General features: G+C 41.9%; 14 protein-coding genes and 3 tRNA genes. 3 read left to right on the plus strand and 14 right to left on the minus strand.

The annotated features are described in order from the left end of the window. Nucleotides 1–29: 29 nt before the first annotated feature. Nucleotides 30–251 carry a FeoA family protein gene (locus G586_RS0110595; RefSeq protein WP_330363269.1) on the minus strand — a complete coding sequence of 74 codons (222 nt, stop codon included), beginning with the start codon at nt 249–251 and terminating at the stop codon, nt 30–32. Nucleotides 252–523: 272 nt separating this feature from the next. On the opposite strand from G586_RS0110595, the gene G586_RS0110605 reads away from it, so the two are divergent. Then, nucleotides 524–904 carry a metal-dependent transcriptional regulator gene (locus G586_RS0110605; protein ID WP_026527748.1) on the plus strand — a complete coding sequence of 127 codons (381 nt, stop codon included), beginning with the start codon at nt 524–526 and terminating at the stop codon, nt 902–904. A gap of 839 nt (nt 905–1743) precedes the next feature. Here the strand turns inward: G586_RS0110605 and G586_RS25615 are convergent. The 4 genes from G586_RS25615 to G586_RS0110630 form a co-directional block, all read right to left on the minus strand. Continuing rightward, nucleotides 1744–1899: a hypothetical protein gene (locus G586_RS25615; RefSeq protein WP_081674320.1), complete on the minus strand. Its 156-nt coding sequence runs from the start codon at nt 1897–1899 to the stop codon at nt 1744–1746. Nucleotides 1900–2007: 108 nt separating this feature from the next. After that, complete coding sequence (locus G586_RS0110620; protein WP_026527749.1) at nt 2008–2544, minus strand: flavodoxin family protein; 537 nt, start codon at nt 2542–2544, stop codon at nt 2008–2010. Then, the gene (locus tag G586_RS0110625; protein ID WP_026527750.1) at nt 2541–3020 is read right to left on the minus strand and encodes a MarR family winged helix-turn-helix transcriptional regulator; all 480 of its coding nucleotides are present in this window, start codon (nt 3018–3020) and stop codon (nt 2541–2543) included. The genes G586_RS0110620 and G586_RS0110625 overlap by 4 nt, the downstream gene beginning before the upstream one ends. A gap of 106 nt (nt 3021–3126) precedes the next feature. Then, nucleotides 3127–3579 carry a MarR family winged helix-turn-helix transcriptional regulator gene (locus G586_RS0110630; protein WP_026527751.1) on the minus strand — a complete coding sequence of 151 codons (453 nt, stop codon included), beginning with the start codon at nt 3577–3579 and terminating at the stop codon, nt 3127–3129. A 189-nt stretch (nt 3580–3768) separates the two neighbouring features. Between G586_RS0110630 and G586_RS0110635 the strand changes: the two genes are divergently transcribed. Continuing rightward, a complete protein-coding gene (locus G586_RS0110635) occupies nt 3769–5130 on the plus strand; it encodes a TrkH family potassium uptake protein (RefSeq protein WP_026527752.1) in 1362 nt (453 codons plus the stop codon). 18 nt (nt 5131–5148) lie between these two features. Next, nucleotides 5149–5793: a potassium channel family protein gene (locus tag G586_RS0110640; RefSeq protein WP_026527753.1), complete on the plus strand. Its 645-nt coding sequence runs from the start codon at nt 5149–5151 to the stop codon at nt 5791–5793. Nucleotides 5794–5865: 72 nt separating this feature from the next. Here the strand turns inward: G586_RS0110640 and G586_RS22605 are convergent, their stop codons facing one another. The 9 genes from G586_RS22605 to G586_RS26090 form a co-directional block, all read right to left on the minus strand. Next, nucleotides 5866–8136 (minus strand): response regulator, encoded by a 2271-nt coding sequence (locus tag G586_RS22605; RefSeq protein ID WP_051204720.1) that lies wholly within the window; start codon nt 8134–8136, stop codon nt 5866–5868. Between the two features lie 16 nt (nt 8137–8152). Beyond that, entirely contained in the window at nt 8153–8938 is a 786-nt protein-coding gene (locus G586_RS22610; protein ID WP_051204721.1) for an ATP-binding cassette domain-containing protein, read from the minus strand. After that, nucleotides 8939–9937, minus strand: a complete 999-nt coding sequence (locus tag G586_RS0110655) for an ABC transporter ATP-binding protein (protein WP_026527754.1) — start codon at nt 9935–9937, stop codon at nt 8939–8941. It abuts the gene before it with no gap. Nucleotides 9938–9941: 4 nt separating this feature from the next. After that, nucleotides 9942–10763: an ABC transporter permease gene (locus tag G586_RS22615; protein WP_051204722.1), complete on the minus strand. Its 822-nt coding sequence runs from the start codon at nt 10761–10763 to the stop codon at nt 9942–9944. A gap of 2 nt (nt 10764–10765) precedes the next feature. Then, nucleotides 10766–11680: an ABC transporter permease gene (locus G586_RS0110665; RefSeq protein WP_026527755.1), complete on the minus strand. Its 915-nt coding sequence runs from the start codon at nt 11678–11680 to the stop codon at nt 10766–10768. After that, nucleotides 11681–13330, minus strand: coding sequence for an ABC transporter substrate-binding protein (locus G586_RS0110670; protein WP_051204723.1), 1650 nt, complete (start codon nt 13328–13330; stop codon nt 11681–11683). Nucleotides 13331–13492: 162 nt separating this feature from the next. After that, nucleotides 13493–13565: transfer RNA gene (locus G586_RS0110675), tRNA-Phe, on the minus strand. A gap of 9 nt (nt 13566–13574) precedes the next feature. Beyond that, nucleotides 13575–13648, minus strand: a tRNA-Met gene (locus tag G586_RS0110680). Between the two features lie 105 nt (nt 13649–13753). Continuing rightward, nucleotides 13754–13832: transfer RNA gene (locus G586_RS26090), tRNA-Tyr, on the minus strand.

Consider the following 13832-nt stretch of genomic DNA (forward strand, 5'->3'; position numbering starts at 1 on the left):
AAAACACATTTTAAATATGTCTTCGAATCCTACTGAATTCTGATAGCATCTGCTAACTCGGGGTCAATATTATATCTTGCATCCTTAATAGCGACTACCAAATTTCTCTTTTTGTCTACAACTGTGATCTTCTCTCCACTATAGCAACCAAGTGAAAAGAGAAAGCTCTCCATCTCCTCATCGCCTCCAGTTGCGACATTTTCGATTGTATATTCTGTACCGAGTGCTGCTTCATTAAGTGACATTGACATTTTACTCTCCTATTTGTTCAAGTGTCGTTAGCAATGTATTACATCAATTAGCTTATGCTAACTTCATTCATAGGATATGCTTATCAAGAATAATTGTCAATAAGAATTTTTCAAAAACCCAGATTTTATCTGCTTTTGCGCAATTTAATTGACAGAAATTTGTGCATCAAAAATGCCAACTCTTTAGCCGGCACTTTCATTTCCATTTGTTTTTCCTCATGGGTTATAGTATTCTTAATTGTAAGAAAAAGCTTAAGAAAGGCGGCCAAATTATGGCACTTCAAGAATCTGGAGAGATGTATCTGGAGACAATTTATGTTCTTTCACAAAGCCACGCCAATGTCCGTGCTGTGGATATCGGCGAGGAGCTTGGTTATTCAAGACCCTCTGTTAGCCGCGCCATGCATCTTCTTAAGGATGAGGGGCTGGTCAAGACTGATGACTATGGCTTTGTTGTTTTGACAGAAGCAGGTAAGATTCTGGCTAAGCGCATCTACGAGCGCCATACAGTACTGACTGAAGCACTTAAGTATATTGGAGTTGACGATAAGATTGCCTCCGAGGATGCTTGTCGTGTGGAGCACTACATCAGTGATGAGACCTTTGATGCCATCAAGGTTTTCATGGCTGGCAAGAAGAAAAAGAAAAAATAAGATGCCAAGGCTTTTTGAAGCCAATTCTTACCCCAAAGCCATTTCCTATTTGTTAGAGGATTACAACATAAAATAAAGGCCGAAGCATATCAGTTACATGCTTCGGCCTCTTGTAATATTGTCATAACATGACATATGAAAAATATGGCAATCCTGCCATATGACAGTTATAAGGTCTTGAAACGCTTTAACATTATTTTTGCCAAGCGAATGTCCATCAACTACTATTTCTCCTGATTCATGCACAGGATTTCATCAGTAAAGAAAAATGCTGACAAGCCTTTATTTCCTCGAAGCCATGCACCAAATATTCTGCCAGCCCCCTCTGACCATGATTTCATTAGTACATATAGGATCAAAAGCTCCGTGGCTGTAATTGTCCCAGAGAATACATATATGCAGCATTTGAAAAAAAAGACATTATTGTGATTAATGTTATAACCACTACAGATCTCAGATTTTCTTTAATCAGTATCCCCACCCTTTTATTTGTTTTCATATTTTCCCCAACTATTGCGCTCAACATCGGTTAGCGGCCGCTAACTCTCATTTCATATTTTAGCTGCTCCAAAGAGCAGCTTTTACTCAAAAACATAATCATAAATATGTTTTAATAAAGTCTCATATATATCCTGAAGATCAACCAAATGAGGATATTCTTCCCAGTGTTGCAAAACAAAACTCGTAGAAGCAATCATTCTATCTTATCCAAGTCAATTATATTTCGCTGATTTTAATTCTTATAAATGATAAAAAATCTCATTCGTTAGCTGCATCTGCATGCAAGTAAAGGCTACTATGCGCTTGGAAAATCCCTTGCTTAATATAGAAGCTGTCAATCATAGAAAGTTTTCATACAGATCTTCGATAGGCTTGTACTGAGGTGTGAAACCACAACCGGTAGCAGTATTAACTACGAGAATTACTTTTCCCTTAAAATCTGAAAGGCTAAGTTCCTCTCCGTTTCCTGTAGTTACCTTATAATCATATATCATCTATGATTCCTCCTATATTTATATATTTTATTCTATTTGATTGTGTGCAATTGTTAATATCATAATACTACCTTACTAATAAAAATCAATAGCGCACAATTTCTTTTTTCATGCAACACTTCCTCCCTGAAGATATGCAACTACAGGCTCAATGAACTTAATGTCAGAGATATCATAGGAGTGATCAATAAAGGATGCCACCGCCCTTTCCTTCTCATCCTTGCTCTTTTTTAAAGTGCCTACAAAAGCCTTCATGGCAAGCTTTGAGGGGAGACTCATCTTTTCATAGTTAAATCCGCCCTGACAATAGAACGCCTTTATGTAGTCCCTCTGTTCATCAGTAAGAATATTCTGCATCGCAACTTCCACATCAGGATTATCATTAGGGCTTCCGCCTACTGCGATAAGCGCAAGATGCTTGCCCTTCCAGTTCTTTGCCCTGTCAAAAAACCAGTTAGCCTTAACGACCTTTCCTGCCATACACCATCCGGCATAAACAATTGCTTCATATCCGTCAAAAAAACTGTTTTCTTTCTTCTGAACATCCTTCAGATCAAAAAGATCTGCTTCCATCCTCTCAGATAGCCACTTGGCATATCTCTTTGTAAAGCCTGTCTGTGATGTATAAACTACTAAAGTCTTCATAATTTACTCAAATTCCTTTCCATATGCATGATAGTCTCAATTGTTGTAATAAGGTTTTTTTCATCAATTCCTTCAAACATCCTGCCGATCATATCTGCACTGTTCGGACTCTGCCTGTCATTCTCATTACAGAACTCGCGGCATTTGTCTGTTATAAGAATTCTCTGCTTCCTCTTATCCTTCTCATCCGGAATCATCGTGACAAAGCCCTTTTTCTCAAGCTTTATCAAAATCTGCTTCACATTCTGATGTGAACTGCCCATTACATCTGATAAATCATTAAGCGTAGGTGGTTCCTTACAGAGATTTATACAGATAATCGCAAAAAACTGTTTCCAGGTGATCTCCTTGAAGTAATTGTCCGCAACAGCCTGAAATCTGTTGTCAAATGCACTTAAAAGTCCCAGCAAAAACGCCTGGGGCGGCATCTGGCCAAACTCAACCTTACTAATGTTCATTGCTTCATCATAATTCATTTTTCTTCCTCATTATTTGCAAATAAATAGGTAACATATTACATGTTTTAATTAAATGTAATATGTTACCTATTTTCTGTCAACACAAATTTTCAAATTTTCTCTATCAACCCAAATTTAGCTTATCGAGCTCTTCTTCAAAAGCTTTTAGCATCTTAAGCAGTTCATCCTGCATTTCCTGTGGAATACCATCCATGATTTCCGAGAATTTTTCCCCCATGGTTTCATGTCTTTTCCTGTGCTCCGCTCTCGCCTTTTTGCCAAGCTTTGTGAGATACAGGTTCAGCTCAGAATCGGAATTTGGAGAAACTCTTTTTTCAACAAGGCCCTTATCCACCAGCTTATAGACCATCTGCGACGCACCGCCTTTAGTAATCCCCCGCACCTTTGAAAGCCCCGTTACGCTGATTCCTTCCTGGTCACCGATTATTGCAACTGTATGAATCTCGGGTTGCGTCAGTACCAAATTCTTACAATATTCCTGAGGCTTCTTTTCAAACTGTGAATACTTATGGATTATGCGTTCCATCTGCCATGCAAGCTCTCTGTAATCCTTCATATTATCCGTCTCTCTTTGGTTTTTTATTTGTATTGTACCCTAAAAAATCGAATGTTTTTAAATTATTTTCTCTCCTCATGATAGCATATGATAAAATCATATGATAAACAGCAATTAAGCTATCTACAGTAAGCGACAGAAAACCTTCGCCGCTTCTATATAAATCATTACTTAAAAGGATAACCCTAAATGAAGCTACCAAGAATTTCATCCATCAGACTTATCCCTCTCAGCTTTCTTTGGGCAATTCTGATTGGCGCATTTTTACTGACACTTCCTATCTCCTCCGCCGATGGCACATGGACGGACTTTGTCACAGCACTTTTCACATCGACGACATCCGTGTGTGTTACCGGACTGGTTGTTGTGGACACGTTCAGTTACTGGAGCACCTTTGGCCACATTATCATTCTGATCCTGATTCAGATAGGCGGCTTCGGTATCATCACCGTTATATCCATGATCATGCTCCTTACACAGAAGAAGTTTTCGCTGGGCGAGAGAAAAATGCTTCAGGACTCCCTTAATCTCGATACTGATTCAGGGATTTTAAAGGTACTCATAAAAATATTCAGAGGCACCTTTGCAGTAGAGCTTATCGGCGCAGTGCTATACTGCTTCGTTTTTGTCCCGCAGTTTGGCCCCAAAGGCATATGGTACTCATTTTTCAATGCCATCTCAGCATTCTGCAACGCCGGAATCGACATTATAGGTCCGGACAGCCTGAAAGGCTACTACTCAAATCCACTGGTGCTGATCGTCACAATGACACTGATAATGCTTGGCGGCCTTGGCTATGTAGTGTGGTTTGACCTGTCCAAAACCATAAGAGAAGGCGCAAAGCGCAGATTCAATCCCGTTCAGATTTTCAAGAGATTCAGTGAGCATACAAAGCTTGTGCTCACCATGACATTTGCCTTAATAGTTATCGGCTGGCTCATCATTTTCCTTGCTGAGTACAATAATCCGCAAACTCTGCAGGGGATGAATCTCGTGGACAAGCTTATAAATAGTCTGTTCCAATCCGTCACACTAAGAACCGCCGGCTTCGCGTCCTTTTCGCAATCAGAGATGACCGACGTTACCTGCGTAGTATCTTATATACTCATGTTCATCGGCGGCTCACCTATCGGCACGGCAGGCGGAATCAAGACCGTTACCTTTTTCCTCGCACTTATGGGAATCATCACCTATATTAAATCCGAGGATTCCAACATCGTATTCAAGCGCAAGGTCACGGACGAGTCCATGAGAAAAGCATCCGTCATCGTGTATGTCAGCCTTTTTAGCGTGATCCTCTTCACACTAATGCTGAATGCCACCAATACAGTTAATCTGCAGGATGCGCTGTTTGAAGTCATAAGTGCCCTGGCAACTGTTGGCCTCAGCAGGGATCTCACCACAAGCCTCAACACCACAGGCCGCATTATCATAATCGTCTGCATGTACCTTGGCAGAATCGGCCCCATTTCCCTGGCGATTTTCTTTGCAGGAAGGCCCAGACCCAGAAACCAGCGCAACTACATTGAAGGAAAATTTTTCGTAGGATAATAACTAAAGGAGAAACACATGAAAAAATCAATAGCAGTCCTTGGACTTGGAAAATACGGAATCAGTCTGGCACAGAGTATGTATGAGATGGGCTCCGATGTTCTCATAGTAGATATTGATGAGGAAAAAGTGAAGGAATGTGCGGAATTCTCTACCTCCGCAATCTGCGCAGACCTCTCAAACGAAGATGAAGTAAAGAACCTCGGTCTCAAAAATCTTGATATCGTTGTGGTAGCAATGGGTCGAAACCTCGCAGCAAGCATCATGTCCGTGGCTGTTGCAAAGGAAGAAGGCGTTCCGCTCATCGTTGCCAAGAGCTCAACTGACAGAATGAGCACGATTTTAAAGAAAATCGGCGCCGATAAGGTTATCGTTCCCGAGGAATTCGGAGGAAAACAGTCAGCAAGAATCCTCTCCTCCGATACATTCCTTGACTATTTTCAGGTGGACAGCTCCCTGTCTATGGTTGAGATGAATCCCCTCGGCAAATGGGTAGGAAAAAACCTTATCGAACTTAATCTCAGAAAAAAATATGCCGTGAACGTCGTTGCAATAAAAAAAGGTGGTCACTGGAAAGTCGTTGACCCCAATGAGCCGCTTAGTGCGGAACACCACCTTTTGATTTTTGCTGAAAAAGAGGACATAAATCGCATCGACAGATAGAACGCCCATGCAATAAACTATTTAATTGCCGAAACAAACAATGCTTCACGCTATTGCAGAAGACACAATAATTTACTTAATTGCCTCAAGCAATACCGCCTTTATGCCCCTGTACTCAGCAAGAAAATCAAAAAAATATTCATTAATATGTTCAATGTCCTCTTCCTTTCCGTAATACTCAAGTTCCCTGGCTTTATCGGAAAGGGCATCTATTCCAATAGTCATCAGACTACTCTTTATGGCATGTATCGTTACTGTAAACAGTTCGATATCATCCCTTGAAAGACAGTCCTCAAGGAGCTTTGCTTTTTCATCAATTCCACCGGTAAGTATCTTGATGGCTCCCAGGAACAGCTGCGGCGAGCCACAATATTCTACCGCTTCTTCAATATTTATCCATGGAATATCCAATAGCTTCTTGGGTATTGCTGTCAAAACATCACTCTGCTTAGTCTCCTGCTGCACGTTATGAATATGACTCTTAGGCAGATATTTCCGAAGCAGCTTCAACATGTCCTGCAAAATAACCGGTTTTGTCATGAAATCCGTAAAGCCGGCCTCCATCATTTTTTCCCTTACACCGGCTACTGCACTTGCGGTAAGCGAAATAATCGGAGTAGATGCTGTTTTGGCAGGGCACTGCACTCTCATTTTTTCCAGAGTCTGAATTCCATCCATTTCAGGCATCAGATAATCAAGAAATACCACATCGTAGTTAACCGAAGAGAATTTTTCAAGACACTCCTCACCACTTGACGCTGTATCTATCTGCATCTGTAACGGCTTTAATAAGCCGCATATAACCTTTATATTAAGTTCCGTATCATCAACGATAAGTATCCGGCTTTCAGGCGAAGTAAATGATAAGTTTCCCTTTTCATTCGAATTATCTCTCAAATACTCCCTCTCCCACTCTGTACCAATAGGCGTGGGATCTGCAACCTTCTGGATAATATCAAAGTAAAATGTGGAGCCGCTTTTATATGTACTATCCACCAGAAGCTTTGTCCCCATCAACTGCAGAATGTTTGAAGCGATGGTCAGTCCAAGTCCTGTTCCCTCGATAGAGCAGGTATGCTCTGTATCTACGCGATTAAAGGCATGAAAAAGCTTATCAAGATCATCCTTCTTGATTCCTATTCCGGTATCTATGACAACAAACCGAAGCCGCGCATGCTCAACTTCTTCTTCAATAAGTGTTACGCGAAAAACTACATTTCCTTTATCTGTGAACTTAACAGCATTATTTAAAAGATTTGTGAGAACCTGCTTGATTTTTAGCGTATCCCCATATAATCTCTGTGGCATCCTGGGATCGATCTCAAAGGTAAGCTTAAGTCCCTTTTCTTTTGCGTGTGTATAAATCAGACTGTAAATCTCTCCCATCATATCAGGCACAAAGTAATTCTCATTAATTATTTCCAATTCACCTGATTCGATTTTTGTATAATCCAGAATATCTGTAATAATCTTGAGCAACCTGTTTCCTGCATCTTCAATACTATCTGTGCAGCTTAAAATTTCCTTATCCTTGCAATCACGCCTGATAATCTGATTCATGCCAAGCATTGTATTTATGGGTGTGCGTATCTCATGACTCATTCCTAATAAAAAGACTGATTTTGCGGCATTTGCGCCTTCTGCAGCCTCAAGCGCATCCTCCAGAAGGCGATTTCTATCATGCTCCATTTCCACTGAGAGGAATGTATGAATAAAAGTTCCGGCCAAAAGACATCCTATCGCATAAAATGGAAAAAGCGGCTCAATGGTTTGTAGAACAATGAAAACAGTCATTGTCGTGCCGGATATCGCAATCGTAAAATGATGCTGCCTCACCTTTTCGGAAGATCTAAGGCCAATAATAAAAGTATATATGGCTGTAAACGCAAAAAGCAGCACCTGAGCACCAAGAAATAGATACCTGAATGGTAATGGTTCATAATTCCCATCAGAATCCATTACAAACCAGACAGGAACAAACAGATTAATAGCAAGCCCTACAGCAACTGACAGAAACATAATGCGACCGAAATGCTTAAAGATAAGACTGATAAGATTTTTGTTATTCAGATATTCCACCACAAAGTCGGTCCACAGCATTACTGACAACACCATTGTGAGGAAATATATCACTGTATCTACGTAAACTGCAGCTATTAAGTGCCTTTCATACAAAAGTCCCCAAGCTATATCTGATATAAGATAGAGTATTACGCTAAATAAAAAATAGCGATACTTATTCTTTGCAGTACTTAATTCTGTTCCTTTTTTCTTAAAGATAATCTCATGATTTAACACTATAAATAATACAAGTGATAAAATTCCAAAACTTGAATAATACATACGATCAACACCCTTCCTAAAAGTCTATAACTTGAGGAACCGACGCTAAAAGATATCTGGTATATTCATGCCCGGGATTTTTATAGATCTGCTCGGCAGGCGCCATCTCGCAGATCTGCCCATCTTTCATTACACAAACTCTATCGGCAATAAAGCTTACTACCGCCAGATCATGACTTATGAAAAGACAGGTTAGTCCCATTTGATTCTTTAGTGTTTTTAGTAGATTCAATATCTGAGCCTGAACGCAAACATCAAGTGCAGATACTGACTCATCGCAGACAAGAAGCTTTGGCTTTACAGCAATCGCCCTTGCAATCCCGATTCTCTGCCTCTGCCCACCCGAAAACTGATGCGGATAGCGGTCAAGGCAATCCTCCTTTAAATCCACCATATCCAAAAGCTCGAGAATACGCTCATCGGTCTTCTCCTTAGAATCATAGACATGCCACGCAAGGAGCGGTTCAGCTATGATGTCACGGATTTTCATACGCGGATCAAGTGATGACGCCGGATCCTGAAAAACCATCTGCATTTCGCGCCTAAAGGGGCGAAGCTCTCTCTCCGACATGCCTGTAATCTCTTGATCTTCAAAAAATATACTTCCGCTGTCAGCCTTTATCATTCTCATGAGAAGTCTTGCCAGTGTGCTTTTTCCGCATCCCGATTCTCCCACCAGCGCAAGGGTCTCACCCTTCAGGATCTCCAGACTAACATCGTTTACTGCCATAACCTTGTTTTTCATTCCCGCGCGGAAACTCTTCTTAACATGGGAAGCGGATAAAATGATCTGTCTTTCCATCTATTCCTCCTCCCCTCCTGCCACATGGCAGCGAACATAATGATCAGGGCCAACTTTCTTTAACTCTGCCTTTTCAAAAAAACATTTCTGTATGTCATCAGAACATCTAAGGCAAAATTCGCAGCCCTTAAACTGCTTCTTCATAACAGGAATACTTCCCGGAATTGTCTCCAAATACTCAGGATTATTCCCTATTCTTGGGATGGATGAAAGGAGTCCCTTTGTATAGGGATGCATCGGATTTTTGAACAATTCCTTCGTGGGAGCCTGCTCCATGATATTGCCAAGATACATCACATAAACATAGTCACAAAGCGTTGATACAACTCCCATGTTATGGGTGATTACCATCGCACTCATTTTATATTCATCGCACATCTTTCGAATCAGCTTCAAAATCTGCGCCTCTGTGGTCACATCCAAAGCCGTGGTAGGCTCATCCGCTATCAGAAGCTTTGGTGACCCGATCATAGCCATAGCAATCATGACCCTCTGTCTCATTCCGCCCGAAAGCTCATGAGGCCATGCCTTATATCGGAGTTCAGGTTCCGCAATGCCAACCGCATCAAGCATCTCAATGACTCTCTCCTTTGCCCTGTCAGCATTTTTCTCAAGCTTGTGAATCTGTAGCACTTCTTTTATCTGATCACCGATGCACATCATCGGATTTAACGATGTCATAGGCTCCTGAAAAATCATCGCCACATCTGTTCCGCAACGTCCGCGAATCTCCTTCTCATTTAGCAGGGTAAAATCGCACACTTCTCCGGAATCCTCGTGCCAGAGCATATTTCCCCCAGTGACCTTCGCAAAAGACGGCAAAATATGATTGATGGATTTCGCCGTCATGCTCTTGCCGCAGCCGGATTCACCCACCAGTCCAACGATTCCTCTTCGCGGAATTTCAAGACTAATGCCCTTAACCACAGGCATCATCTCTTTTTCCTGCTTAATGGACACGGTAAGATTTTTAATCTCTAACAATTTATCTTCATTCATAGTCTTAATACTTAGACTTCGGGTCGAGAATATCCCGGAGTGCATCACCCAAATAGTTAAATGTCAAAACCAAAAGCATTATCATCCCAGAAGGAGCAAGCGCTAGCCACGGCATCTGAAACAACAGCGTTTTTGACTGGTTTACCATGAGTCCCAGTGAAACCTGTGGCGGCTGAATTCCTATTCCCAAGAAGCTCAGCGCACTTTCCGATAAAATCGAAGCCGGTACATTCAGCGTAAAAAGGACTATCAAAGTGGGCACAAGATTGGGAATAATGTGCTTTATTACAATAGCTATTTTTCTCACGCCCATTGATCTCGCGGCCTGAATATACTCATTTTCAATTATGGACAACGTTACCGAGCGAACAATTCTCGCAATGCTCCCCCACTCCATTATCACGATACAAATCACAACCGATACAAAGGATCCGCCAAAGGTATACATGATTGCCATTGCAAGCAGCATTCCCGGAAAAGCCAGCGTCACATCCGCAAACCACATTATCAAAAGATCTGCCACCTTTCCGTAATAAGCGCTCGCAATCCCAAGGATCATTCCGATAAGTACAGCGATTACTGTGGGAATAATAGCAATCACCAGTGAAATCCTCGCCCCGTAAAGCATCCTCGCAAATACATCCCTGCCCAGCTCGTCAGTTCCAAGCAAATGCTCTGCTCCCGGCGCTTTCAGTCTTACCAAAAGATCCTGCCTCGCAGCATCATATGGCGTCAAAATCGGAGCAAAAATCGCCATCAGCATTATGACTGCAATAATTGCCACCGATATGACCGCTACCTTGTTGTGAATAAAAGTCTTTATCATATCTACACTCTAAGCCTTGGATCAAGACACACATTGATAAGATCCGCAATAATATTTCCAAGCGATATTACAAGTGCCGAAAAAAGAACCGTTCCCTGAAGAAGAGGCATATCCCTCGTCTGCACAGCTGTTAGCGCAAGCTTACCAAGCCCCGCAATTCCAAATACACTTTCCGTTATTACAGCTCCCGATAACATCCCTGAAAACTGCATAGCAATCATGGTAATTACCGGAACCATTGAATTTTTCAGACCATGTGTAAGCACTGCCTGCCTCGCAGTCAATCCCTTCGCCCTTGCGGTATCAAGATATGGCTGCCCAAATTGCTCCATAAGACTTGACCTCGTAAGCCTCGCAACACTTCCTGCACTGTTCCAGCCAAGCGCAATCGCAGGAAGTATCATTGACTCAAAGCTTCCATCGTATACAAGCGGCAACAGTGAAAACCTGAAATAAAATAAATACTGCAAAAACAGTGCCACCATAAATACAGGTACAGAGACTCCAAGAAGAGAAACACCTCTGAACAGATAATCTGGCAGCCTGTCGTGATGAAGCGCAGATATTACTCCAATCCCAATACCAAGTACCCATGCAAACACAGCCGAAAGAATCGTAAGCTTCAAGGTATATGGGAAGGCCTCGAGAACCAGAGACAGCACTGACTGCCGCATATAATAGCTCTGGCCCAAATCACCCCTAAGTACCCCTGCCAGATACATAAAAAACTGCTCCGGCAAAGGCTTATCAAGATTCATCGATGCTGTCAGCCTTTCGATTGTTGCACTATTTACATGCTCATTAAGAAGTACTGCAGCAGGATTGCCCGGTATGATCCTCAAAACCACGAAAATCATCACCATAACTCCAAATAGCACCAGAACAACCCCGACACATCGTCTGATAAAACCACTCATTTACTTAAGTGTCACTCCCTTGAAATAAATATCACTCCAGCCTGCCCACTGCGGTATAAACTCCTCAACGCGATCACTTTTCACAAACAGATGCTTAAGTGAAAACATAGGAACCCAAACAGCATCATCCTGGATCAGCTTCTTTTCAAGTGCAGCATATTCTGCCATTCTCTCACCCTGATCAACAATGCCCCTTGCCGCAGCTATCCGCGCGATTGTAGCGTCATCAGCGTAATTATTTGATCTGATCACTGTATTTTCCTTACTTCCAAAGAACGTATAGATAATATTATCCGGATCATTGTAATCGAGTATCCACATAGCAAGAAAAGCTTCCATATTTCCGCTGTTTCTAAGATCAAGCCAGCTTGCATGGTCATAATTCTTGATATTGGCGTTAATTCCTACATCTCCAAGATTCTGTGAAATTATCTGTATGATGTTCTTTACGGCATCAGCTGCATCTGAATCAAGAGCAAGCTCCATATCGAAACCATCAGCATATCCCGCTTCCTCTAAAAGCTTCTTAGCCGCATCCGGATCATACTTAAGCCATCCCTGATTATCATTGCTATAGCCAAGACAGCCGGAAGGATATGCACCATCTTCTAGCTTTCCATCTCCGCTGTATATCGAATCAAGAATGGACTGACGATCAATTGCAAGCTGTATTGCTTTTCTTACCTTAACATCCCCTAAAGGCTCGATTTTTTCATTAAACATCAGATAATTCAGTCCGAGACGATTTGTGGAAACGATGTTATCCTTATACTTAGTCTTATATGTGGACTCCACTATGGCAGAATCAATCATAAGACAATCGAGGATATCAAGATCACCCTTCTGAAAAGCCATATCCATCGAGGATGCATCCATTACCCTTGCCGTTACATGCTTTACAGAAGGCTCCTTCCCCCAATATAGCGGATTGTAGTCAAAAGTCAGTCCTGAACCGCGCTCCCATGCCGTTACAACATAAGGTCCCGTTCCAAGCGTTTTCTCAGGAACTGTACCAAATTCATCACCTGCTTTTTCTACGATAGATTTCGAAAGAATACTCGTTGAAGGAGTAGCCAGCTGTGCCAAAAATCCCGCAAATGGCTCTGATAGCGTTATCGTAAGGTGAGTATCATCCTCAACCTTTATACCGGTCAATTCATTCGCAGAGCCATCCATAAGAGCCTCTGCCCCATCAATTGAAATCGCATAATCCACCTGCTGACTATCAGGAAGCGTAAGAATGCGCTCGAAAGTAAACTTAACATCCTCAGCTGTAAGCGGCGTTCCATCCGAGAAAACCACACCATCACGAAGCGTAATACTATAGGCGAGTCCATCATCAGACACCGAATAATCCTCTGCAAGACTCTTCTCTATACTTGTACTTCCGTCACTCTTTGGAACAACTTCAAAAAGTGTATCAAACACATTCATAGGTACGAGATAATCATTTGTGGTCCTATGCACATCCATACTGACAATATCAGCATTTAAAGCAATTTTAAGCGAAGCATCATCCGTATTTCCTGCGGCACTCTCCGCAGCAGGTTTTTCCTCAGTCTTAGGCGCACTACCACATCCTCCCAATAAGAGAGATACCGCAAGTACCGAGCAAACTATTCTTGCCCCTATCAAACATTCATGTCTCAAATCGAAATCCTCCTCATTTATATATATCTTCTCACCTTAAATGATACGATATTTAGTGATAGATAATTATTAAAATACGATAAAATTTAAACAAAAAGATAAATAAAAAAGCCTATACATCAACAAAATTTGTGATGTATAGGCTTTTAAAGCAAAAAAAGATGCCTAGACTCGGAATCGAACCAAGGACACGAGGATTTTCAGTCCTCTGCTCTACCAACTGAGCTATCTAGGCAAACTTGAGTAGCGGGGACAGGATTTGAACCTATGACCTTCGGGTTATGAGCCCGACGAGCTTCCAGACTGCTCCACCCCGCGATATTCAATTTTGGGATGCTCCACTAGACTCGAGATTACCTCGTCAAGTGGACACCCATGGTTCGCACTAAGTTAGAAACTACCTCATTAAGTGCTCTACTCAAATGGATGGCGGTGGATTCGAACCACCGAAGCAATTTGCAGCAGATTTACAGTCTGTCCCCTTTGGCCACTCGGGAAGCCA

It is taken from the genome of Butyrivibrio sp. VCD2006 (assembly GCF_000423925.1).
GTDB lineage: Bacteria > Bacillota > Clostridia > Lachnospirales > Lachnospiraceae > Butyrivibrio.